We start from the raw sequence: 21,048 nt of genomic DNA, 5'->3' as shown, positions 1-21,048 counted from the left end.
GAACATCTAAACATCTGACTAAAGTTCAGTGATTGACCTAAGCTATTCAATCATTTTAGTGTACTAACACTGCTTTGTTAAAAATGATGATTAGGTCGTATAAAGTTGTTTTTTTAAGCGGGCTATGCGGTTTCTAAACCCTTCTATACTACGTTCTAAACGTGCATAGCTTGCTGTATTTTTATCTTTGCGACATGTTTGGATATAGCTAAATTCTTTGAGTTCTGCCTCAAGTTCTTGAATTTTTAGTACCGTGGCAAGTTTTTTATCCCATTGAGCTAATAAATTGGCTTCTCTGTATTTGAAATAGTCTTCATCGATCATTGCCGTCCTTCTTTTAATTCGCTCATAAAATAGGCATATCAACCCAACCCTACGATAACATAAGCAATTAATTAATATTTCATTATATATGCCGGCAATAAACCATGACTAGCAATTAACTTCAAATAATTACATAACACGCCCTGTATGAGTTTGTAAAAAATTCACCATTAGCAAGTGAAATTCGTGGGTACAAGTTCGTTTTGATATTGGTGAAAAAATACAAGAACTTCTTTCCGTTGCCGAAGATCAATTTGAGCAATATAAATCAAAACGAACAACTATTTGGCGAAATAAACTGATCAATACTATGAAAGGTTTATTGAATGAATGCTTACCTCAAGCTCAATATTCAGCTATATCATCTACTGTTACCTTATCTGATGATATATTCAAAAATATAAAACAAGGTATGGAAGATGAAGGACTGTGGAATGAGGAATTAGAGCAAAAGCTTTTTTTTGCATCTCAAATACAGCTTTCATATTTGTAATCTATAAGGGAGATATTAAATTTCCCTTTTTATAGCTTACGATAGGCTTACATTGCACAAACTTCCTGAAAAGCCATTCATTGATATTTTATGTATAAGTTGCTGTTTTGTAATTACAATATTTTAAATTTAAGCTCACTTATGCCACATACCTTAATCAGTTTATAAATTATATGGAAGAGTTCCCCCTTACCGAATTTCCACCGCTGAAACAAACTTGTTATAAAATATCAAAAAACTTCACAGCCATGTTATCTAATCTCTCTTTCACTACCTCCCAATCAGGCATAACTTGATTCAATAGTTGGTAGAAACGCTCACTATGATTATGTTCAACCAAATGACAAAGTTCATGCAGAATCACATAATCAATGCAGATTGTAGGCGCTTTAACTAGATGAGGATTGAGCGTAAGTAAACCTGATGGGGAGCAGTTTCCCCACTGTGTTCGCATGGTCATCAAACGAATATCAGGGTAATTTTCAACCCATAAAGCTTGTTCTAGAATATGTTGCAAACGTGCTTCGAATATGACTTTTGCTCGGATTCTATACCATTCATTTAAATAAGATTTAATACTTTCAAGACCCATATCCAAGGTGTTTACTTCCAATCTTCCTCTTAGAAGTTTTACACCTTTTGGCTTGGTATCATCATGAATCACTTTCAATTGATATTGTTTACCTAAATAAAAGTGGCTTTCACCACTTTTATATTTGCGAGGCGTGATAAATCTACTTTGTTCACGGAACTCTCGTAATTGTTTATAGATCCAACGACTACGCTGCTTTACCGCTTCAATAATTGTTTGATCATCTGTATTTAACGGTGTTGATACAACCACCCGACAATCAGCATAGACTTTAATCAGTATCTTTTGAGTACGACTAGGACTTTCAAGCACCTCAAAATCAATAATTTCATCACCATAAACAATGCTTAACTTTCTCTCTGGCAGCGTATTCATCCTAGAGCCCATTTAAACCAACCCGAGTAATTTGTACGATCATTTCTACAATTTTTTTTGCTTGATCCATACCACTCCCAATGGATTTACATTCACGGAACATCTGAGGTAATAATTTTTTACGGATATCCGCTTCAATATTTTGCGGATTGATGGAGTTTTCAGCCACAGAGCTCATCACAGAACGATCAACCTCGAAAGCGAGTTCAATCCACTTATCTTGATTCTGTTGATTTGTTATCGAGAATGCTTCAGGTAATAGCTTCTTAAAGACCCCGTAATAAGCTTGAGCATGCTTATTACCACTGAACACATCGGGAATTTCATCTAAACGACGAGCTTCAACTTGTTCTTCAAACTCTCTAAACAACATGTGTTGCTTCAATGGGTGATCAAACTCTTTCTCTGCTTCTTCAATGACTTGACGTAACAGCTTAGAGAAAGCCTCCTGAGCATAAGGATCATCACGCAATTGTTGCTCAATCATCTTAGTTACACGAGTTTTAATGATATCCGTTTCATTACGTGTTTTCTCTTCACTCCAATCTTCAGGCTGAGCTATTTTACCCATCTTGCCAACTTCATAAACCCCATCAGGGTCCTTAACTTCAATGCCCACAACATGCTTATCAATCAGTTTTTTGACTTGCTCTGCATACTGATCGTAGTCAACAGTCTCCCCAGCATCTCGTTTCACAATTTGACGCAAGCTTGTAAATAGTTTGACTGTTTCTTTGTAGTGCTGACGATCTGCATCAGAAAAGCTTTTATCTTCAAAGAAGGTTGCTGACTGCAACGCAACTTTTAAACAACTTGCAAACTCTGTAAGTGCTTCATAAAAATCATCACGAACTTTTAAGTGAATATCGACTAACTCACCCTTACGTTCTTCAATACGAGGAACTAAAACTTGGCGTAACTGCTCTGGATCATTTTTATTTTTAACATCAGCAAAAATTGCCCAAAGTGCTTTATACAAACGAGGTAATCGTTTGTATTCAGAACTCATTTGAGTATATAAGCCTGTAAGATCGTTAATATCATAACCACCTTGGGTACGAGCAGCGAGATCTTGGTAATCAAGAATTGTGGCATCCAATTCTTTTAAAATACCGCGATAATCAATTAATAAACCAAACTTTTTCAATGGGTGAAGTCTGTTTACACGCGCAATTGCTTGAATTAAATTGTGCTGTTTTAAATTTTTATCAATATAAAGAACAGCATTTTTAGGTTCATCAAAACCTGTTAATAGCTTATCTACTACAATCAATAACTTAAGGGATTCATCTTTTTCAAAGCGTTCGATGACTTGTTTTGTATAGGATTGTTCATCTTGAGTACCGACATTCTCTTTCCACCATTGAGTCACTTCAGGGGTAGTTGATTCATCAACATCAGTATTACCTTCACGACTATCGGGTGGACTCATGACCACTGCCGATTCAAATAGACCAGCTTCATCCAAATATTTTTTATATTTAATCGCTGAGGCTTTACTGTCACAAGCAAGCTGACCTTTTAAACCATCATCAATATTTTTAACAAAATGATTGGCAATATCTAATGCAATCAGGCGAATACGGTCATCAGCAGTATAAAGCTGACCTTTTCTCGCAAATTTACGCTTTAAATCTGCTTTTTGCTGATCTGTTAGCCCTTCTGTAATACGCTCAAACCATGTATCAATTGCTCGCTCGTTTACGTCTAAATCAGGGATACGTTCCTCATACAGCAAAGGTGTTACAGTTTTATCTTCCACCGCTCTTTGCATCGTATACGCATGCACAATAGGACCAAACTTATTTACAGTCTTTTCATTTTTAAGTAATGGCGTACCTGTAAATGCCACGAATGCCGCATTTGGAAGTGCGAGTTTCATACGCACATGGTTTTCACCACCTTGGCTTCGATGCCCTTCATCAATCAAGACAATGAAGTCTGAGCTTGTATTGACACATTCAGGAAGTTTGGTTGCAGAGTTAAACTTCTGAATCAAAGAGAACATGATTCGCTCTGTACCCTTGCCAATTTGTTCAGCCAAGCGTTTGCCTGAAGTCGCCATGGCATTTTGCTTGTCTCTTTTTCCTGCCAGTTCACCACCTGATACAAAGGTTTTACTTAGTTGATCTTCTAAATCGACACGGTCAGTGACAACCAAGATACGGCATTGTTTTAAATCTTCATGCAAGATCAAGGCTTTACTGAGAAAGACCATAGTAAAAGACTTACCTGAGCCCGTTGTATGCCAAATCACACCACCTTCACGACCACCCTTGCTATTCTTAGTACTAATACGCTCAATGAGGCGTTTGATACCAAAGATTTGCTGATAACGGGCAACAATTTTTCCTGCTTTCTTATCGAAAAGCGTATATAGGCGAACCATTTCGAGTAGTCGTTCAGGCTTTAATAGACTAATAAGCAGTTGATCTTGACCTGTAACAGCTAAGTCTCCACCTGCAATTAGGTTTTCATACCAATTTAAGTCATCGACTGGACGATAAGAAAATAGGCTCTGTTTTTGTGAAGCAGTTAATTTCTTATTTTTAAGCGCATACATCTCTGCATCAGAAATATCTTCTTCTCGCCACGCTGCCCAAAACTTAGCAGGAGTATTACATGTGCCGTAACGCCCTTCATGTCCATTTATAGAGAGTATCAGTTGGCTATATGCAAACAGATGTGGAATTTCATCAGGTCGCTGATTACGAAGCGTCTGAGAAATGCCTTCATTAATCGTTGGACCTTTCTTAGCCTGACTATCAGGGCGTTTTGCTTCAATTACTCCTAAAGGAATACCATTTACAAAGCAAATGATATCGGGTCTACGTGTATCTACACCACCTGAGCGTGTGACAGCAAATTCTTCAGTGTATGAAAAGTCGTTGTTATGAATGTTATGCCAATCAATCAATGGAATCGTAGGGCTAACTTTTTTCCCGTTTACAAATTCGGTGACAGGAATGCCGTAGAACAAATGGTCATACATTTTTTCGTTGGCGGTCAGTAGCCCTTCATTCAAAGCAGGACTACATATTTCAGCAATTAAGTTATCAACTGATTTTGGCGATAGTGGATATTCTTGACCCGCAAATGGAAAAGTACGTTTCGAAAGTTCTTTACGCAGGATTTGGCGTAATACCACTTGGTCTTGTTTTCCATCACGGGCAACGAGTGCCTGTGATGGGGATAAGAATGACCATCCTAAGTTAGTCAACAAGGTTAGAGCAGGAATCTTTCCACTATATTCTTCTTGAAACCTTGGATTATAAATATTCACGCATTCACCCTAAAATGACTTTATCTTGTACTTTGTTTAAATAACTTTATGAGATTCCTAAATTTTGGTTTAGTTCATCCAATAGTCTTCATCTTTCTCTAACCAATTTTCATCAAAACCATAAAATTTCAATAATTCATTTGGACATTTCTTTAATACTGCTTCAATGCGCTCTAACCAATCATATTCATGATTAAACTCCTTTAAGAACAGGAATAAAATACAGATATAATTATAGAGTTGATGCTGGGTCTTTAGAGGAGCTTTTTTACCCTGTTTAGGCGGAAAGGCAAATGTTCTGTTAAATAAACGCCCTTGATGCGCACAGACATTGCGTAAGTAGGTCAACGCATGTAACCATGACTCCAATAACTCTGGTGACAAGTCAAACTGTTTTGAAACCTGTTTACGATCTTTACTCTGCACCAAATGCTCATATAACTTAGACCATGAGCCTAAAGGTAAAACCTCAGCAATCATCCAACATGGCGGGTATTCTGGTGTGACATAAGCCTGATAATAATGATGTATGAAAGTTTCTCTGAGCTTTTCTTTTTCACTACCAGCATCTGCTTTTTTAGCAGTAAATTGCTTAATCTTGCCCAAAAAATCTTGATGTTTAAATTGATCAGAGCTTTGGAACAAATTTTCATCTAAGAACCAATGAGAGCTATTATACTTAATCGATAATTCATGATTAATAACATTTCTTACTTCGACTTCAATACGGTCTATTGCCGCTAAAATCAGACTACGTAATTCAGCATCAATCATACTCATATGAATTAAAGTAACTAACTCAACATTAGGCTGATATGTACTTAACCTTTTGCCAGTTTCATCATATTGTCGAAAAGCCAGTCCATAGCCTTTTAATCGGTAATAGCTGATCTGTTTAAGGTGGCGTAGTGCAGCTGTCTGATCTGTAATCTTTAGACCATCAGATTCTAACTTTTGTAATAATTCTGGGTATGTTTTTGGGTCTTTTGAAAAAGTTTTAGTCATAAAAAAACCCACACTGGTACGCTTAAATCAGAGGCGCTGTGGGTGTTGTTAAACATATTATGCTTACCCATAGCCGAAATTGCAAGATGCTTTTGTAAATTCAATAAGAATATACGTATTTGTGGTGTTACATTTTCTTTATAAAGAAAATCAAAAAATAGCACCAACATATTAAATTTCAAATACTTTTTCAAAAAATCCCCCTTTAATTTTAAGCAAATCTAGTGCTTAAGCAGCTTAAAACTCAGCTGATAACGATAAAACTCAATATTCTGAGCCACACTCAAAGCACGACGAATTCTTAAGTCATCTTCAAGTGCAATGATGACCCCTTTTACCTGCTGATCTGCCTCAGCCAACTCATCTTTGACATAGCCCATATAGCGTTGAATTTGCCCCACAACACGATCACTTGCACGACCACGTTTAAGTTCAACAACAAGCAACGTCTTTTTATCCTTACTGATAGCCAAGATGTCGATAGGACCTGTATCCGATGGATACTGTTGGCCGACCAATTGACCATCTTCGGTATAAATGTCGTATGTTGCACCCAACTCAGTTTTAGACCAATTCTCTACCAAGAAATGCTCTAAATGCTTTTCTAAAGCAAAAGCTGTTGGGTCTTCGAGCACTTCATCAGGCTCGAGATGCTCAACTGTTTCTTTACCATCAATAAGCGTTTTAAGCTCTGCTGCATACTTGGTTAGATTGCAAACTGTACCTGCCGCTGATGAGTTTTTTAACTCCTGAGACATCAGTTCTCTAGGTAAAGTCTGTTCAAACCATTCAACTTTTCTGCGATGGCTTAACTCACCAGAAGGCACGTAGTAATAGTCTGAAATGACTTTACCCACTAAGTAATGACCATCTCCACGAGGTGTAAGGATAATGTCGCCCTGTTTAATTCCCTTAGAAAGGGTATGCAACATGCCACATGCTAAGCCTGCCGAAATCTTCGTTTTGTCAGGTAAAGCATTAAGATAAACAGGAATAAAACGATGATTAAACTCACGCCAATCATCAGGCAATGCATGTGTTAAGTCTTGGTCAATGTTCCAGTTGGCGGCAATAAAGCCGCCTTCTAGAAACTCTTGAGCAAATACAGACTTCGCACCCGCCATAATGCGGTAATAGCTAGGGTTGATTTGCATCATTAAGCAGCCACCTTGACACGTTTTTTACCTGTCAAAAGTTGTTGCATCAGTGCTTTCTTCTCTTGCTTTAAGCAATCAAGTTTTTTCTGTAAGGTCTCAATCTCTTGATCTGCCAGAGAAAGAACCTCAGCAATTTTTTGTTGTTCCTTCAGATTTGGTAGAGAAATTACCAAATTTGAAAAAATTGAAATCCAATGTCGTTGATGTCCTCCAATATTGAATTTCAACATTTGCATTGCTTCGAATACAAATTTAATTGAAACCCCTTTTTTAGCAGTCAAGATTTTCATAGCACTTGATTTTGCTTTAAATGGAAAGTTCACATACTTACTATCGGTTGTAAAATCATCAAAAATAATTACAGGCAATTGATCTTGATAAATCCCTGAAATCTCATTGGTATAACCCAAAATGAATGTTTTACCCGCTGTTAAAACAGGAGTTTTATAACTATCACTATAAGCAGTGGACTCCACCAAATAAGGTGTTGGCTGTTGATAGTCAAGAAGTAAGCCTAATTCAATACGTTGCCATTCATCACTGAACTCAACACCCTTCTCATCACGCAAACGCTTCTTACCCGTCAGCAATTGTTGCATTAATGCTTTTTTCTGCTGTTGGCTATTTTTAAGCAGTTTTTCAGTAGCCGAAATCGTTTGATCCCAAGTAGAAAGAATTTGAGTGATTTCCTTTTGTTCCGTTATCGATGGCAGTAAAACATTAACTTTTGCTAAATCTTTTTGACCAATGTTGGCACGAACCGCTCCCTGACCAAGTTTAATAGCTTGTGTTCTATACATCTCAGCTTGAAACAAAAATGATGAATATTCAGGATATATGTCATTTGATTTTGGACGACCTCGAATGACAAACCCACCAAAAGTAGCAACGGCATCATCTAAATAAACAGCAGCCATTGCTATTTCATCAAATGTCTCTGACGTTCTATTAAAAAGAACATCTCCATAATGCAATTTATACGCTATAAGTTCTTTATCTGAGACTTGTACCCGACCTATGATTTTGTTTTCAGTAAGAATATTGTTACCAAAAACGTCCATTACATTTACAAATTTATACCCCCTTCCATAATGTTCTTTCTCGGTATTTAATCCATTTTTAAAATCAAATAAAGAACCTAGATCAACTTGTTTCCAACCATTAGGCACCATAACCCAACTCCTCTAAATACTTCGCCATTTGCACTTCAAGCTCAGCAAGTTGAGTTTTTAACTGCTCACGCTCAGCACGTACAGCAACCAAATCAATCTCAGCTTCTTCTTCAAAGGTATCCACATAACGAGGAATATTGAGGTTGTAATCATTGTCTTTGATTTCCTGCAAAGTCGCCAAATACGCATATTTATCTATACTTTCACGAGTACGATAGGTTGCAATAATCTTGGCAATATTCTCTTCAGATAAGTTGTTTTGGTTTTTACCTGACTTAAACTCACGGCTTGCATCAATAAACAAAACCGAATCATCAGACTTTTGCTTTTTGAAAATTAAAATCGCAGCAGGAATACCCGTACCAAAGAATAGTTTTTCAGGTAAACCAATTACCGCATCTAATAAGTTTTCGTTAATTAACTTCTCACGAATCTTACCTTCAGATGAGCCACGGAATAACACACCATGTGGAACCACAACACCCATACGACCCGTAACAGGTTTTATCGTTTCGATCATGTGTGAGATAAAGGCATAATCACCTTTGGTCTTTGGCGGTAAACCACGACGGAAACGGTCAAACTTATCGTTTTCAGCATATTCATACCCCCAATTATTCAATGAGAAAGGCGGGTTTGCTGTTACGATATCAAACAGCATTAAGTCGCCATTCTTATCCAATAGTTTTGGATTAGTAATGGTATCGCCCCACTCAATTCTGTGGTTATCTTCGCCATGCAAGAACATGTTCATCTTCGCCAATGACCAAGTTGAACCAATGGCTTCTTGCCCGTAGAGTGCGTATTCTTTGCTCTTGTGATTTGCTACAACTTTACGACCACACTTCATTAACAGTGAGCCAGAGCCACATGCAGGGTCACAAATACTGTCGCCTTTCTGCGGATCAAGTAACTCTGCGATTAAGTCAGACACTTCAGGTGGCGTATAAAATTCACCTGCCTTTTGACCACCACTCGCAGCGAAGTTTTTAATCAAAAACTCATAACCGTTACCAATCACATCAAGTGAACCAACACGGCTTGGTTTCAGATCCAATTCGGGTACAGCAAAAACTTCTAAAAGATCTTTCAGAATGGTATTTTTTTGCTTTTCTTCACCCAATTTATCAGTATTAAACGAGATTTCTTGGAAGACACTTTTGCCTACATCTTTGAGCTTTGTCCCATTGGCTTCTTCAAGCGCATGTAAAGCTATATCAATACGTTCACCATTGCCGGGCTCAAAGCGACGCTCATGCAAGGTATAGAAATTTGATTCACGAGGCAGGACAAAACGCTCGCTTTTCATTAATTCTTCGATGAGCTCAGGTTCATCGCCATGTTCATTTTTATAATTATCGTAGTGATCTTGCCATACATCAGAGATGTACTTTAAGAATAACATAGTCAAAATATAGTCTTTGTAGGTATCTGCACTCACCGTGCCACGGAATACATCACATGCCGACCAAAGGGCTTTATTGACGGTATCTTGATTGATTTGAGTAACCATTATTTGTTTCCTTGGAGCAGTTGTTTAAACATGCCCATCATCATTTGTTCACGATTTTTAAGTAATTGTTGGGTCAAGATCTGCTCTTGCTCCCAAATACGGTTTAATTCGATTATGCGTTGCTGAATATCCAAGCTAGGGATTTCAACTTCAAACTGGTTGACTGTAGATACGCTAAGCATTGGCATCTTAGAGCCCTGACTTTCTTTCCGTAACTCGTATTGCACATGAGGTTGGTTTAAGTACCAGCATAAGTATTCAGGCACTACATTTTGATTTGGCATTATTATCAAAAACTGGCTACTCACAATTAAGGGTAATGCTTTTGATTGATCTTGATTGCCTACAAAATAATGTGCCTTGAGATACTCTCCACGACAGGGCAGCAACACAGACTCAGGCGACACGATTGCGTTATCTTTACCTTGCCAATCAATTTGCGGTAAAGCATCTGCAAAAAGCGTATAACTACATGTATCCGTTGCTATGTTACGAATGTCTTTGATCTGCAATACGTGGGCATTGCCAGACTCAACTTCCTCGATCTTTTCTCGAAATGTAAAGCCTGTACGAATCTCTGTAAGGTCGCTCAGTTTTAAGAATCTCTTTAACTTTGCCATAAATATTTACTCAGAAAGGGATTGAGCCATCCTTGGCTCACATATTTAAGAAGCTTTGCCTAAGTTTTCTTTAAGCCAAGTAGTAACATCTTTCATTCCCTTTGAATCAAGGTTGTACCAAGCTGCCTCATTTTGTAAGCGAGTCACTAATAAGCCATCATTACCATCCATGACTTTGAATAATTCCTCTGCAATTTGTGATGGTGTTTTTTCAGAGACAATTAACCAACATGACTCCAGTGGATGACACCAATTGCCTAGAGACCTAATTTTTTCATAAAGCTCATCATAGTTACGTTGTTTACGCAGGTCATAATTGATCTGATATACTTTCATTTGTTCTGAACTCCTAATATTTAGTCGTGTTAATGGTTTTGAACTCGATGACAGGCGGCCACCTGTCATCCTTATTTTTTGCAGTAGAACATCTATTCAAACCAGCTAAATAGCATATTATGTTGCTGATAGTACTATGTCAATTAAAATTACAGTAGATTATCTACGTTTTTTATTTAATTTATAACCTTTTGTTAAATAATTAATTTTCTAAAAGTTCGGTAATAAGTGTTGAGGATGAATCTTCAATATTTTTGCAATCTCATATAGTTTTTCGACAGTTAGATTTACTTCCCCACGCTCAATTCTTCCCATGTAGCTCCTATCTATAGAGCACTGTAGGGCCAAGAACTCTTGAGTCATGTTTAACTCTATTCTTTTATTACGGATTAATTTCCCAATTTTTATAGATAATTCTGACATGTTCGGCGTCAACTATCTTGGCCGGTTCGCGTCAATTATGATGGCCGGTTAGGTTTTCTCATTTTTCCTACTTCCAGCTTGTTTTAACTGATGTTGTTTTCGATAGCTTTCTCCTTCTAATTCTATAATTGTCGCGTGGTGGATCAGCCGATCTATGGCCGCTACCGTCATCATGCTGTCTGGGAAGATCTGATCCCATGCACTAAACGGGTGATTGGCTGTGATGATCAGGCTACCGCTTTCATATCGATGCGCGATAAATTCAAACAGTACCTGGGTTTCTGCATCGGTTTTTTTCACATAACCAATGTCATTTATCTGACCACCCGATATTTCAAAATAAACGGGAAGCCCACCGCTATCTACAGCGAGATGAATTTTTGTAGAACTCCCACCCCGACTTTTTCCTATCGCTTCATCTGAACTGCTTGCGGCTCCGCTACTGTCTTGATGCGCTTTGACAATACTTCCATCAATAAACAACCATTCTGGATCATTATCGGACGATATGCTTTGAAACCATTTTTGTAACACACCTTTCTTTGACCAAAGGTTAAAGCGCTTAAATACAGAGTTCCAACGACCGAATCTTTCAGGCAAATCTCGCCACTGAATGCCTGTGCGCATACGATAAAGTATGCCTTCCAGTGTATTTCGGTGTTCATATTTATTGTAAACACGCCCTGTCTCTTTAAGTATTTGCTTTAGGGCTTCCTAGGCGTTATCTGTTAGCATTGTCCTTGGCATAGCAACGTCCGTTCTCGGTGGTATTTTTGATTTTTGGCGAAACCATTATACCTTGTTGCTATGCCGTTCATTTTTCACTCAAAGATCAACAGCCTCTAGTAAGGCACGTACTTGAAGCACTTAAAAGATAAAAATAAAGGCTCTCTAATGTGTTTAGGAGCCATCTAACTTATAGTTGTTTCGGGTGAGGCTTATTTGTTTTTGTGCTCCAGTGCTGTAAGTGATGTACCTACGATAAATATAGACACGACAAACAAGCCTAAATCTTTTAGCAAAAACTGGCCAGGAACCACAGAGATCGCAGGAAACCCAAGAGATGCCTCAAAAACACCGGGTGTAGTCAGCATGAACGACAATGTCGTAAAAAAGAGTCCGGTTGAAAGTACACCGCCCAAGATTGCGAGCTTAGGGGAGAAAACTCGTGCAGCGATTAACAGGCCAACTGAAATTTCAAGCACACCCAGAAAATTTGAGAATCCTTGAATGCTGAGGAAGCTATACATCCACGAAAGCAGAGGGCTATTACTAACAAAACCATGTATACCGTTTGCTTCGTAGCTAGTGAATTTCATGCCACCAAACCACAAATATATTATCGTCATGGCAACGTAGATGCCACCTATACCAAACTTAGTGATTTTTGCACCGAGATTATTACTAAGGGTATTGGTAGTCTGGACACCATTTTCAATTTCGGGAATAGTCATCTTATATCTCCAATTATTTTTAGCCATGTGGACTCACTCTATGTAGCCCACTAAAATGATATGACTCTTGAGAAAAACTATATGTTTACTCGAGTCGAACCTAACTTAGGTAATTGCTGTAGTTGAGCACCAATGGATTAGACATCAATGCCTAGTGGTTGAACGGCCGGGAAGTCGACCTCGGTCTGTGTCACTTCGTTAACGTAGTTAGTGAAAGTGTTCAGGGCAACAGCCAACAGAATATCCACTACATGTGCATCACTGTAGCCAGCGTTCAGCACCGCTTGGACCTGGTCATTGCTGACTTGCCCGCGCTGGCGGACTACGGCGGCAGCAAAACGCACGGCTGCGTCGGCCTTAGGGTCATTTGATGCACCGCTGCGGTTGGCAGTGAGTTCAGCATCATCAAGCTTGGCCACCTTACGGCCTAGGAAGGAATGGGCAGCAAGGCAATAATCGCAGCCGTTGATCTCAGCGACGGCTAGGGCAATACGCTCAAGAGTCGCTGTACCCAAGCCGCCCTGTGCTGATGCTGCGCTCAATTGCAGGTAGCCAGTCAGCGCAGCAGGGCTGTTGGCAACGACGCGGAACATGTTAGGAACGCGGCCCAGTTGTTTTTCCACAGCCTTGAGTGAGGTATGGGTAGCAGTAGGCGCGGCGTCGATTGTGGTAGGGGTGTTCAAACGTGACATAAATTTCTCCTAGTGATTTGAAAGACAGCACGCTGTATTGGCGTGGAATAAATTGTATTTAAGAAGGTTCTGCTTGATAATCCGTTGCTATCAGACAGCTCATCTTCACGTCTTGCGCAGTCGCCATTTCAGTGCCACTACACACCTTCGTTGACGTCACGCCGTCCTGATTTCTAAGGAGGTCTTCGAGACTCCAAAAACACCCTCCGGCAACGATCACATTATTTATTTTTCATAAAGCCTCCTTGGTTTTTATCTATTTACTAATGGAACTGAATTTACAGCATGTAAAATAGATATAACATGCTCAATAGTTCGTATAATGTGACTTATTAGACAGTTTACGTAGGGGCTATGTATGGATGCAGACTTTGGATATCAGATTAAAAGAGTTGTGAAATTAAGGGTTCACGAAAAACTGCAAATATAGGGCAAATCAGATTGTCTATACCCATAATTTAGAGCGCCCGAGCATCAGGAACTCACTGAAAGCAGACGTTTCTGAAAATAAACAAGGCACAGCGCTTGAAAATTTCGAGACATCAACGTTTTGCCAAAAGGCTAAAAATGCGTGCACTACTCATTTCGCATTTAAAGAGAGCATCGGTTATTAGGCAATAACGATGTGGCCAAAATTTGTCGACCACTACACTATCTCGTAAACGAGTTTGATAGACGTCAACTAGTACGTATTTTTAGTGTAAGGTCATATTAATGCACGATGCTAAACTCTGCTGTGAGCTAGGTAGGATGTATAAATACCATAAATATTTCAATGCTTTACTTTTTAAAGCTCAAGTGAGTTACTCAGTTCCGACTGTTGGTGGCAGATTTGGAATCTCGCGATTTGTCTTAAATGTCAGCCAAGCAAGTCTCTCGCTAATAAAGTGTTGACTATCCCTGACAAAGTAACAATTTCTTGCCATAATCAGACTTAAGCACTTTACTTAGAGTGTATGTGCGCCGCTTAATGCATCAATGCTGCTAATTCCCTGATTGACATCAATCACTTTGTTTCCTGTTTGATACTCTGAGATAAACAAGATCGAATGATGCAAAAGGGGACTATTTAAATACTGAGGGAACAAATGGCAGTAGATTTGAGCATAGAAACCGCTCTGCTCCTAGAGCGCTGGCAAGGCATTGTAAACTCGATGGCTCAAGTCGCGGAAGTGCCTTGTGTGCTGATTAATCGATTAGATAAAAACGAAATTTGTCAGGCTGTTGGCAGTGTGTCAGTACCAACTTTTTATTGCGGTGAACCTGTTCCATTGGCACTTAACACTTATTGTTCCCAAGTCATTTCCAGTAACCAGCCATTACTAGTTGAAAATGCAATCGGTACCCGATATGAAAACAATAACCCAACATTTGCAGCAGGCTTTAGTTATTACTATGGCCTGCCATTGCTTTGGCCTAGCGGAAAAACTTTCGGTACTTTGTGTATGTTGGACTTTTCAAGCCCAGATCGGGCATCACAACACTGTTCCTTACTCACACTTTTTAAGCAGGCCATTGAATACGATTTACAGATGCTTCAACAACAGCAAGATCTGCTAAAGCGTGAGCAACAAGCAGACAAAAAATTTATACAACTATTCAATGAGATGTCAAATAGGATAAGACCGGTAACTAATAATAAGTTGCTTCAATCTGAGTTGTTTGTACTTTTGACAAGCCAATACCAATACTGGCATCAGGAACTGGATAAGCAGCTTAATCAAACCGTCCTGACTGATGAAAACTCCATTCATATAGCGGCACTGGTTCGAATTTGGTCAAATTTGTTGGCGATTGCCCATGAAACAGAATGGTTGAGAGCTACGGCAGTTCTAGAACCTTATAGTTGTGATGCTGTTGCGTCACTGGTCAATGCAACTCCATTATTAGAACAAGCAGTGTATAAAACAGCGCTGACCCTTGGTGCTGATCTCGTTTTGAGGAGTCATTTGCCTAATCCACTGTTACTAAGTGGGAAACCAGAGTTATGGTCTCTGATAGGACTAGCTATCACGAGCTTTTTAGTTGTTGGCGCCAGCGGTACAAGTATAACTATTTTTGTCAGTAACCGATTAAAAGGTAAGTACAGAGTTTTGGAATGGTCCCTTCTTGTAAAAGGCCAGACGATGCCGCTGCGTTTTACCCGCGATAATCAAGCGCTTTATGGTTTTGCAACAGTATGTGCCGAGTTAGCGGGTGCTGTTCTTGAATCTGGTGAGTGGCAATTAACTGAGAGTCTTCAGCAACAGAGTCGTTATCTCAACTCAAATCGTGATCACGTTGACGACATTGAAAGCAGGAATGCTTCAAGAACTGCTAATGGCATAACCAGGCTTATCTGCTTATCGATACCGGTGATGGGAGACGATTTATAAACACTCAGCGATGATCAGCGAAGTTGTGTTTTAGTTTTCTTGTTGGCACTACATCCGGTATGGCGGCCTTTAATCTGAGAGTGACACTTGGGATAACTGAAAAACTGGCTGTGATTCTGCTGAACGGAGCTTGGTGCTAAGCATGTTGGCGTCATTCAAAGCAAGGTCAACACTGCTATTAACGTTTACGATTATCTGACGGACGTGCTGCTGCGCGTCAACCAACATCCAGTAAGCAAGGTACATGAACTAATGCCGAAGTTACGGAAAGCTCAGTTCGAAAGCGCATTACAGCGTTCAGCTCTATTTAGCAATCCCGATGCTTCGGTAAAATAAACCACGGAAAATGCTCCGGAGGCCGCATGCACACTAAATAGATGACGTTAGACGAAGAGTTGGATTTAAACGAGCAAATTATAGAGCCTGCGACCGGAAAAGCCAAAAGTTTATAAATACAGCTAAAACTCAAATCAAGCAGGCGAATATTGTACAAAACAATACCATTGCTACAGAGATAACTTCAAGTCTGACAGATCTATGCTAGAGTTAAATCAACGATTTAATTCATTTTTCTATGCAGGATCTTTGAAAAATGCAGTAGAAAAACGGAGAAGTACATGACCTTTAGTTTAGCTCAAACAGCTAGTGCAGAAACCACACTAAAAGCACCTGCTGAAGCAGATCAGAACCTGCGGGATATCACTGAACTGGCGTGTTATATCTGTGATGCACCAGTGGCTATGGTGACGCGAACCGATGACACAAAGCTGAATCTAATTGCAAAAGTTGGTATTTCGCGTACCTCTGTATTAATTAAAGAGTCCTTTTGCGTGTATGCAATGGAAACACCTGATGCGGTAATGGTGGTCCCTGACGCTACTTTAGATCACAGATTCAGTACCAATGCTATGGTGATTTCAGGACCTGGCTACCGATTTTATGCTGGCTCGCCGCTGATTGATCCCGAAGGTGCAGTGATTGGTACTATTTGTGTCTATGATCATGTTCCTAAGCAGCTGAACCAGCGGCAGATAAGCTCTTTGCAGGCTCTGTCCAGACAAGTGATCGCCATACTGGAGCTGAAAAAAGTCGGCGAACAATTACATAATACCAGCATGACGGATGCGCTGACAGGGGTGAACAACAGAAGAGCTTTTGACCTCAAGTTTGAAGCTGAATTTGCTCGCTGGCAAAGAACAGGACAATCTTTTGTACTGGCATTGATTGATATTGATCACTTTAAGAGTTTTAACGACAGCTATGGTCATGCCGCAGGAGATGAGGCACTGAGTCAAGTCGCGGCTCTGTTTCAGCGCCATAGCAGGAACTATGACTTTTTCGCCCGTTATGGTGGTGAAGAGTTTGTGCTGATCCTGCCAGGCACAGACACAGCGTCCGCAAATAAAACACTGGAAAAGTTAAGGCTGGTAGTGGCTAACCATGAGTGGTTATTACGACAATTAACGGTCAGCATAGGTTTGGCCAGCGCTGATTTATTTGACGACAAAAAGCAGTTGCTCGAAGTCGCCGATCAGATGTTATACAAAGCTAAAACCCAAGGCCGCAATCAAACCAGTGTGTTCGCCACACTGTAAGAGATCTGTTCATGCTGCGCTGATCTCAAGACCTCATAAAAACTGAGGTCTTGCTTCGGTCGATAAGCTGGTCTGATATTGGCATTATTTATTCCTTTCAAATACATGGGTAATGCGACTTACACAGATTTTTTATGCTCTCTTGGACTCCATGTGAAGGAGATCGTCACATTCTTTACATATAGAAAATAGAGTTCTTTAGCCAGCTGCAATTTCAGATTAACCGATTCGGTAAGCTTTCTGCATTTCCGGAGACAACTTTTTTAGCCAGCTTGAGAGACTGAAGCCTTTTCTATCGGTACTATTTAATTTAGTAAAATACAGATGTTCATCCCAGCGAGGACCGAAATCTACTTCTGCAAGACTTACAAGCTGTTTGTTTCTGCGAAGACGATGCTTTTGATGGTAATCTTCGGCGGGCCAAAAATAACCATTTTGTTCTCCGGCCTCAATCACCTCGGGAGATTTCTCCTTTCCAATCGCTTGAATCAGTTCTTCAGCTACTTGTTTTTGCTCCAGATCAAAAACAAAAAGTATCTGGCGATACTGGCCCTGCTTTCTACCATGAACAGACCATGATTCAAAACTTCCAAGAAGTTCCCTGTAGCTGATTTGGTCTTTATCGTAGATCACTCTGACGACTTCGGCGTGTCCGTTGATGTTGCGGTAACTCGGATCCAGAGTTGATGCTCCAGCGTAGCCAACACGTGTTTGCACTACTCCCTGCGTCCCTCCAAAATTAGAATCCGGTCCCCAAAAGCAACCCATGCCGAAAACCGTTTGACTAAGCTTCCCGATTTTCAATGCTTCTTCGATTGCTTCAGGGGTTGCAAATTCATAGCTTTCAACACCGTCTTCTTTATTCATTTTTAGATCCGACATATTTTTCTCCTAACTTTCAAGAATTGTAGCCACTCCCATTCCTCCCGCCGTGCAAACGACGATAAGGCCACGTTTTCCAGGACCAGCTGAGTGCAGTATCTTTGCTAAAACTCCGACGATCTTAGCGCCAGTAGCCGCAAACGGATGCCCAAGGGCAATGCTACTTCCACGGACATTTAGCTTCGAGCGGTCAATTTTTCCGAGAGGCTCTGATCGTCCCAAACGTGTTTTGCAGTATTCAGCAGACTCCCACGCCTTCATCGTGCAGAGCACTTGTCCAGCGAACGCCTCGTGAATTTCGTAAAAATCAAAATCCTGAAGCTTTAAGCCGTTTCGCTTCAATAATTCACTGACCGCCACAGTTGGAGCCATGAGCAAACCTTCGCCAGCGACGTAATCCACGGCAGAAGTATGAGAATCCACAATCTTGGCCAACAGCGGCCAATTATTCTTTTTAGCCTCTTCTTCGGAAGCCAAAAGAACGGTGGATGAGCCATCTGTGAGCGAGCTTGAATTTCCCGCCGTCAAAGTCCCTTTTTCTGATTTATCAAAAACAGGTTTTAACTTCGACAATTTTTCCAAAGTTGTATCAGCACGCAAAATTCCATCGGTCTTATTTCCTTGGAATGGAAAGACGAGATCATCATAAAACCCATCTTTATATGCTTGAGCTGCATTTCTGTGACTTGCCAGCGCTAACTCATCTTGCTCTTGGCGAGAAATATTCCACTCTTTAACCATGAGTTCGCAATGCTCACCCATTGATTTTCCGGTGCGTGGCTCAACCACTGCGGGCAACACTGGCTTTAGATCGCTAGGTTTAATTCCTAAAATGATTTTTACTTTCTCACCAAGCGTTCTGGCAGAATTCAACGCAATCAATTTTCTTGCGAAAGTTCGACTAACCATAATGGGCAAATCGCTGTTGCTATCAACACCGCCCGCAATGCCACTTTCAATTTGGTGGCTAGAAATTTTGTGAGCAATCTGAATCGTATTTTCCAAGCTCGTTCCGCAAGCACGTTGCACGTTATATGCCGGAGTGTTTGGATGCAAACCGGAGGATTGAACGACTTCACGAGCCAAATTCCAGTTAGCCGAGCTGTGCATGACAGCTCCTAAGGCTACATCGCCCACAGTTTTTCCTTCCAAGTTATATCTATCAACTAAACTCTTTAGGCTCGCCGTCATTAGTTCTTCACTTGAGACGTCTCGATATGCGGTCATAGATTTCATAAATGGAATCCGAGCTCCACCTACGATATAAACGTTTCTCGTTTTCATAATTTCACCTCCGGCTTTGTGTGCCGTTCAAAAACTTCTCCGACCTTCACGCCGTACGATTCAAAAATGTAGTCTTTGCCAAGCATCTTGGCTTTTTTGTGTTCGGGATGCTTATCCCAAGCATCGAAAGCTTCTCTGGTAAGGAACTCGACAATTAGAACATCTTCACCGTTAGGAGAAGAAAACCGCTCATGGCTTCCGTAACCAGGAATGGCTTCGACAAGCGCGGACATCTCGGCGTATCTTCTTTCAAACTCCCCACCGTGCTCCTTGGCAACACGACTGCGGAAAACTGCTATAATCATTGATCTGACTCCTTACTAAGCTAATTACAATCCTCAAAAAAAAGATCTCGTTATTTTATCGAAGCTTCCAACCACTTGTCGAGATCCTTGAACTTGGGGTTTCTCAGCTTCTTTGTCCCAACCAGTATTGTCGGGAAATTTAACTTTCCAGTAGTATAAAGGGATCGCAGTTCATCAGCTGCCGCGTCGTCTTCGTGAACATCTAAAAAATCAAACTCGATTCCTTTTTCTTTCAAGTACGACTGGTAAATCTTGGTTTTGTGGCAGTCCTTATGACCGAACAGCTTAATCCCCACGACCCCCTCCATTTTCTAAAATTACTCTACAAACTTCAACGACTCCGAGTTGATGCAGAATCGAGCCCCAGAGGGCTCAGGACCATCTGGAAAAACGTGCCCTAAGTGGGCTTCGCACACATTGCATAGCACTTCGATTCTTCGTCCGTAAGTCGTGTCCAGTTCATATTGAATTACGTTGTCGGCGACGGGCTCAGAAAAACTCGGCCAACCTGTTCCCGAATCAAACTTAACGTTCGAATCAAACAGTTCAGTGTCGCAGCCCGCGCAGGCATACCGTCCTGCCTCATAAAATGAACAGAGTTCCCCAGTGTGAGGGCGCTCGGTGCCTTTCTTCCGCATGACATTAAATTGAGCGGGCGTCAGAATTTTTTTCCACTCTTCCTCGCTCTTTTCTACTTTTCTAGGAGGAGCGGGAGTGCCGTTATCGAGATAGTTGTTAATGCTTTCCCAGTTGAACATAAATTTGCTCCTTTATTTTTGGGTTTGTTCTTTAGCTATCAATCCACGCGAAGAAGTCAGTCGCGCTACCAATGAATTTTCCATCCACAAAAACTTGCGGAACAGTTTGAAGGTTGGTTTTTTTCTTCAACTCATCATAAGTCTTGGGATCGTCATCCACGCGAATTTGTTTAAAATCAACTTTTTCAGAAGTTAAGTACTCCTTCACGCGTTTACTAAACGGACAATGGTCTTTTGTGTAGATGACAACGTTCTTAAGTTCTTTCATTTTTTCCTCTTTCGTCTCTGTACACGACAAAAATAGATAACTCATTGAAATAATGTCACAATAATTGTTTTCTAACGACGAATACTATGACACATCTCAATGAGTTATATCTTATCTTAAACAAATATCTAAAATGGAACAA

General features: G+C 40.2%; 23 protein-coding genes and 1 pseudogene. 4 read left to right on the top strand and 20 right to left on the bottom strand.

Annotated elements, in window-relative coordinates:
* Nucleotides 1–90: 90 nt before the first annotated feature.
* Nucleotides 91–324, bottom strand: a complete 234-nt coding sequence (locus DYI81_RS14595) for a hypothetical protein (RefSeq protein WP_057081907.1) — start codon at nucleotides 322–324, stop codon at nucleotides 91–93.
* Nucleotides 325–634: 310 nt separating this feature from the next.
* Here DYI81_RS14595 and DYI81_RS14590 point away from each other — a divergent pair, with 310 nt between their 5' ends.
* On the top strand, nucleotides 635–817 hold the full coding sequence (locus tag DYI81_RS14590) for a hypothetical protein (protein WP_057081906.1): 183 nt from the start codon (nucleotides 635–637) through the stop codon (nucleotides 815–817).
* A 220-nt stretch (nucleotides 818–1,037) separates the two neighbouring features.
* Here the strand turns inward: DYI81_RS14590 and DYI81_RS14585 are convergent, their stop codons facing one another.
* The 13 genes from DYI81_RS14585 to DYI81_RS18140 all read right to left on the bottom strand — a co-directional run bounded on the left by DYI81_RS14585 (nucleotide 1,038) and on the right by DYI81_RS18140 (nucleotide 13,659).
* Nucleotides 1,038–1,784, bottom strand: a complete 747-nt coding sequence (locus tag DYI81_RS14585; RefSeq protein WP_057081905.1) for a SprT family zinc-dependent metalloprotease — start codon at nucleotides 1,782–1,784, stop codon at nucleotides 1,038–1,040.
* A gap of 1 nt (nucleotide 1,785) precedes the next feature.
* Nucleotides 1,786–5,067, bottom strand: coding sequence for a type I restriction endonuclease subunit R (locus DYI81_RS14580; protein WP_058952591.1), 3,282 nt, complete (start codon nucleotides 5,065–5,067; stop codon nucleotides 1,786–1,788).
* Between the two features lie 69 nt (nucleotides 5,068–5,136).
* A complete protein-coding gene (locus DYI81_RS14575; protein WP_081316860.1) occupies nucleotides 5,137–6,072 on the bottom strand; it encodes an Abi family protein in 936 nt (311 codons plus the stop codon).
* Between the two features lie 221 nt (nucleotides 6,073–6,293).
* Nucleotides 6,294–7,229: an endonuclease NucS domain-containing protein gene (locus tag DYI81_RS14570; protein ID WP_058952590.1), complete on the bottom strand. Its 936-nt coding sequence runs from the start codon at nucleotides 7,227–7,229 to the stop codon at nucleotides 6,294–6,296.
* The gene (locus DYI81_RS14565) at nucleotides 7,229–8,401 is read right to left on the bottom strand and encodes a restriction endonuclease subunit S (protein ID WP_081316859.1); all 1,173 of its coding nucleotides are present in this window, start codon (nucleotides 8,399–8,401) and stop codon (nucleotides 7,229–7,231) included. The genes DYI81_RS14570 and DYI81_RS14565 overlap by 1 nt, the downstream gene beginning before the upstream one ends.
* The gene (locus DYI81_RS14560) at nucleotides 8,391–9,914 is read right to left on the bottom strand and encodes a type I restriction-modification system subunit M (RefSeq protein ID WP_058952589.1); all 1,524 of its coding nucleotides are present in this window, start codon (nucleotides 9,912–9,914) and stop codon (nucleotides 8,391–8,393) included. The genes DYI81_RS14565 and DYI81_RS14560 overlap by 11 nt, the downstream gene beginning before the upstream one ends.
* Nucleotides 9,914–10,534 carry a restriction endonuclease subunit S gene (locus tag DYI81_RS14555; RefSeq protein WP_057104322.1) on the bottom strand — a complete coding sequence of 207 codons (621 nt, stop codon included), beginning with the start codon at nucleotides 10,532–10,534 and terminating at the stop codon, nucleotides 9,914–9,916. Before DYI81_RS14555 ends, DYI81_RS14560 begins: the two co-directional genes overlap by 1 nt.
* A gap of 45 nt (nucleotides 10,535–10,579) precedes the next feature.
* Nucleotides 10,580–10,870, bottom strand: coding sequence for a hypothetical protein (locus DYI81_RS14550; RefSeq protein WP_057081899.1), 291 nt, complete (start codon nucleotides 10,868–10,870; stop codon nucleotides 10,580–10,582).
* A 210-nt stretch (nucleotides 10,871–11,080) separates the two neighbouring features.
* Complete coding sequence (locus tag DYI81_RS14545; protein WP_057081898.1) at nucleotides 11,081–11,293, bottom strand: helix-turn-helix transcriptional regulator; 213 nt, start codon at nucleotides 11,291–11,293, stop codon at nucleotides 11,081–11,083.
* Nucleotides 11,294–11,341: 48 nt separating this feature from the next.
* The gene (locus tag DYI81_RS18045; RefSeq protein WP_198114842.1) at nucleotides 11,342–11,992 is read right to left on the bottom strand and encodes an IS5 family transposase; all 651 of its coding nucleotides are present in this window, start codon (nucleotides 11,990–11,992) and stop codon (nucleotides 11,342–11,344) included.
* A 239-nt stretch (nucleotides 11,993–12,231) separates the two neighbouring features.
* Complete coding sequence (locus DYI81_RS14535) at nucleotides 12,232–12,747, bottom strand: DUF417 family protein (RefSeq protein WP_004911234.1); 516 nt, start codon at nucleotides 12,745–12,747, stop codon at nucleotides 12,232–12,234.
* Nucleotides 12,748–12,884: 137 nt separating this feature from the next.
* Nucleotides 12,885–13,439, bottom strand: coding sequence for a carboxymuconolactone decarboxylase family protein (locus DYI81_RS14530; RefSeq protein WP_000088799.1), 555 nt, complete (start codon nucleotides 13,437–13,439; stop codon nucleotides 12,885–12,887).
* A 58-nt stretch (nucleotides 13,440–13,497) separates the two neighbouring features.
* Nucleotides 13,498–13,659 carry a peptide-methionine (S)-S-oxide reductase gene (locus tag DYI81_RS18140; RefSeq protein WP_223290059.1) on the bottom strand — a complete coding sequence of 54 codons (162 nt, stop codon included), beginning with the start codon at nucleotides 13,657–13,659 and terminating at the stop codon, nucleotides 13,498–13,500.
* 868 nt (nucleotides 13,660–14,527) lie between these two features.
* Here DYI81_RS18140 and DYI81_RS14520 point away from each other — a divergent pair.
* The 3 genes and pseudogenes from DYI81_RS14520 to DYI81_RS14515 all read left to right on the top strand — a co-directional run bounded on the left by DYI81_RS14520 (nucleotide 14,528) and on the right by DYI81_RS14515 (nucleotide 17,409).
* Complete coding sequence (locus DYI81_RS14520) at nucleotides 14,528–15,814, top strand: GAF domain-containing protein (protein ID WP_000257537.1); 1,287 nt, start codon at nucleotides 14,528–14,530, stop codon at nucleotides 15,812–15,814.
* 87 nt (nucleotides 15,815–15,901) lie between these two features.
* Nucleotides 15,902–16,150 (top strand): annotated as a pseudogene (locus DYI81_RS18135) (transposase domain-containing protein); the annotation flags it as partial.
* Between the two features lie 281 nt (nucleotides 16,151–16,431).
* Entirely contained in the window at nucleotides 16,432–17,409 is a 978-nt protein-coding gene (locus DYI81_RS14515; RefSeq protein ID WP_002119794.1) for a sensor domain-containing diguanylate cyclase, read from the top strand.
* Nucleotides 17,410–17,628: 219 nt separating this feature from the next.
* Here the strand turns inward: DYI81_RS14515 and DYI81_RS14510 are convergent, their stop codons facing one another.
* Genes DYI81_RS14510 through DYI81_RS14485 form a run of 6 tightly spaced genes read right to left on the bottom strand, consistent with a single transcriptional unit; the run spans nucleotide 17,629 to nucleotide 20,906 of the window.
* The gene (locus DYI81_RS14510) at nucleotides 17,629–18,291 is read right to left on the bottom strand and encodes a peptide-methionine (S)-S-oxide reductase (protein ID WP_001281573.1); all 663 of its coding nucleotides are present in this window, start codon (nucleotides 18,289–18,291) and stop codon (nucleotides 17,629–17,631) included.
* 9 nt (nucleotides 18,292–18,300) lie between these two features.
* Nucleotides 18,301–19,575, bottom strand: a complete 1,275-nt coding sequence (locus DYI81_RS14505; protein WP_000857678.1) for an acetyl-CoA C-acetyltransferase — start codon at nucleotides 19,573–19,575, stop codon at nucleotides 18,301–18,303.
* Nucleotides 19,572–19,880 (bottom strand): antibiotic biosynthesis monooxygenase, encoded by a 309-nt coding sequence (locus DYI81_RS14500; RefSeq protein WP_058952588.1) that lies wholly within the window; start codon nucleotides 19,878–19,880, stop codon nucleotides 19,572–19,574. Before DYI81_RS14500 ends, DYI81_RS14505 begins: the two co-directional genes overlap by 4 nt.
* A gap of 50 nt (nucleotides 19,881–19,930) precedes the next feature.
* A complete protein-coding gene (locus tag DYI81_RS14495) occupies nucleotides 19,931–20,176 on the bottom strand; it encodes a glutaredoxin family protein (RefSeq protein WP_079381165.1) in 246 nt (81 codons plus the stop codon).
* A 21-nt stretch (nucleotides 20,177–20,197) separates the two neighbouring features.
* A complete protein-coding gene (msrB, locus tag DYI81_RS14490; RefSeq protein ID WP_000483554.1) occupies nucleotides 20,198–20,638 on the bottom strand; it encodes a peptide-methionine (R)-S-oxide reductase MsrB in 441 nt (146 codons plus the stop codon).
* Nucleotides 20,639–20,669: 31 nt separating this feature from the next.
* Complete coding sequence (locus DYI81_RS14485; RefSeq protein WP_009499586.1) at nucleotides 20,670–20,906, bottom strand: glutaredoxin; 237 nt, start codon at nucleotides 20,904–20,906, stop codon at nucleotides 20,670–20,672.
* Nucleotides 20,907–21,048 lie beyond the last annotated feature (142 nt).

It is taken from the genome of Acinetobacter sp. SWAC5 (genome assembly GCF_003419885.1).
Lineage (GTDB): Bacteria > Pseudomonadota > Gammaproteobacteria > Pseudomonadales > Moraxellaceae > Acinetobacter > Acinetobacter cumulans.
This window is presented reverse-complemented; position numbering and strand designations above follow the sequence as displayed.

Coding starts and splice junctions, on each gene's coding strand:
- DYI81_RS14595 (WP_057081907.1), bottom strand. CDS start 324: ATGATCGATGAAGACTATTTCAAATACAGAGAAGCCAATTTATTAGCT.
- DYI81_RS14590 (WP_057081906.1), top strand. CDS start 635: ATGAAAGGTTTATTGAATGAATGCTTACCTCAAGCTCAATATTCAGCT.
- DYI81_RS14585 (WP_057081905.1), bottom strand. CDS start 1,784: ATGAATACGCTGCCAGAGAGAAAGTTAAGCATTGTTTATGGTGATGAA.
- DYI81_RS14575 (WP_081316860.1), bottom strand. CDS start 6,072: ATGACTAAAACTTTTTCAAAAGACCCAAAAACATACCCAGAATTATTA.
- DYI81_RS14570 (WP_058952590.1), bottom strand. CDS start 7,229: ATGATGCAAATCAACCCTAGCTATTACCGCATTATGGCGGGTGCGAAG.
- DYI81_RS14565 (WP_081316859.1), bottom strand. CDS start 8,401: ATGGTGCCTAATGGTTGGAAACAAGTTGATCTAGGTTCTTTATTTGAT.
- DYI81_RS14560 (WP_058952589.1), bottom strand. CDS start 9,914: ATGGTTACTCAAATCAATCAAGATACCGTCAATAAAGCCCTTTGGTCG.
- DYI81_RS14555 (WP_057104322.1), bottom strand. CDS start 10,534: ATGGCAAAGTTAAAGAGATTCTTAAAACTGAGCGACCTTACAGAGATT.
- DYI81_RS14550 (WP_057081899.1), bottom strand. CDS start 10,870: ATGAAAGTATATCAGATCAATTATGACCTGCGTAAACAACGTAACTAT.
- DYI81_RS14545 (WP_057081898.1), bottom strand. CDS start 11,293: ATGTCAGAATTATCTATAAAAATTGGGAAATTAATCCGTAATAAAAGA.
- DYI81_RS14535 (WP_004911234.1), bottom strand. CDS start 12,747: ATGACTATTCCCGAAATTGAAAATGGTGTCCAGACTACCAATACCCTT.
- DYI81_RS14530 (WP_000088799.1), bottom strand. CDS start 13,439: ATGTCACGTTTGAACACCCCTACCACAATCGACGCCGCGCCTACTGCT.
- DYI81_RS14520 (WP_000257537.1), top strand. CDS start 14,528: ATGGCAGTAGATTTGAGCATAGAAACCGCTCTGCTCCTAGAGCGCTGG.
- DYI81_RS14515 (WP_002119794.1), top strand. CDS start 16,432: ATGACCTTTAGTTTAGCTCAAACAGCTAGTGCAGAAACCACACTAAAA.
- DYI81_RS14510 (WP_001281573.1), bottom strand. CDS start 18,291: ATGTCGGATCTAAAAATGAATAAAGAAGACGGTGTTGAAAGCTATGAA.
- DYI81_RS14505 (WP_000857678.1), bottom strand. CDS start 19,575: ATGAAAACGAGAAACGTTTATATCGTAGGTGGAGCTCGGATTCCATTT.
- DYI81_RS14500 (WP_058952588.1), bottom strand. CDS start 19,880: ATGATTATAGCAGTTTTCCGCAGTCGTGTTGCCAAGGAGCACGGTGGG.
- msrB (WP_000483554.1), bottom strand. CDS start 20,638: ATGTTCAACTGGGAAAGCATTAACAACTATCTCGATAACGGCACTCCC.
- DYI81_RS14485 (WP_009499586.1), bottom strand. CDS start 20,906: ATGAAAGAACTTAAGAACGTTGTCATCTACACAAAAGACCATTGTCCG.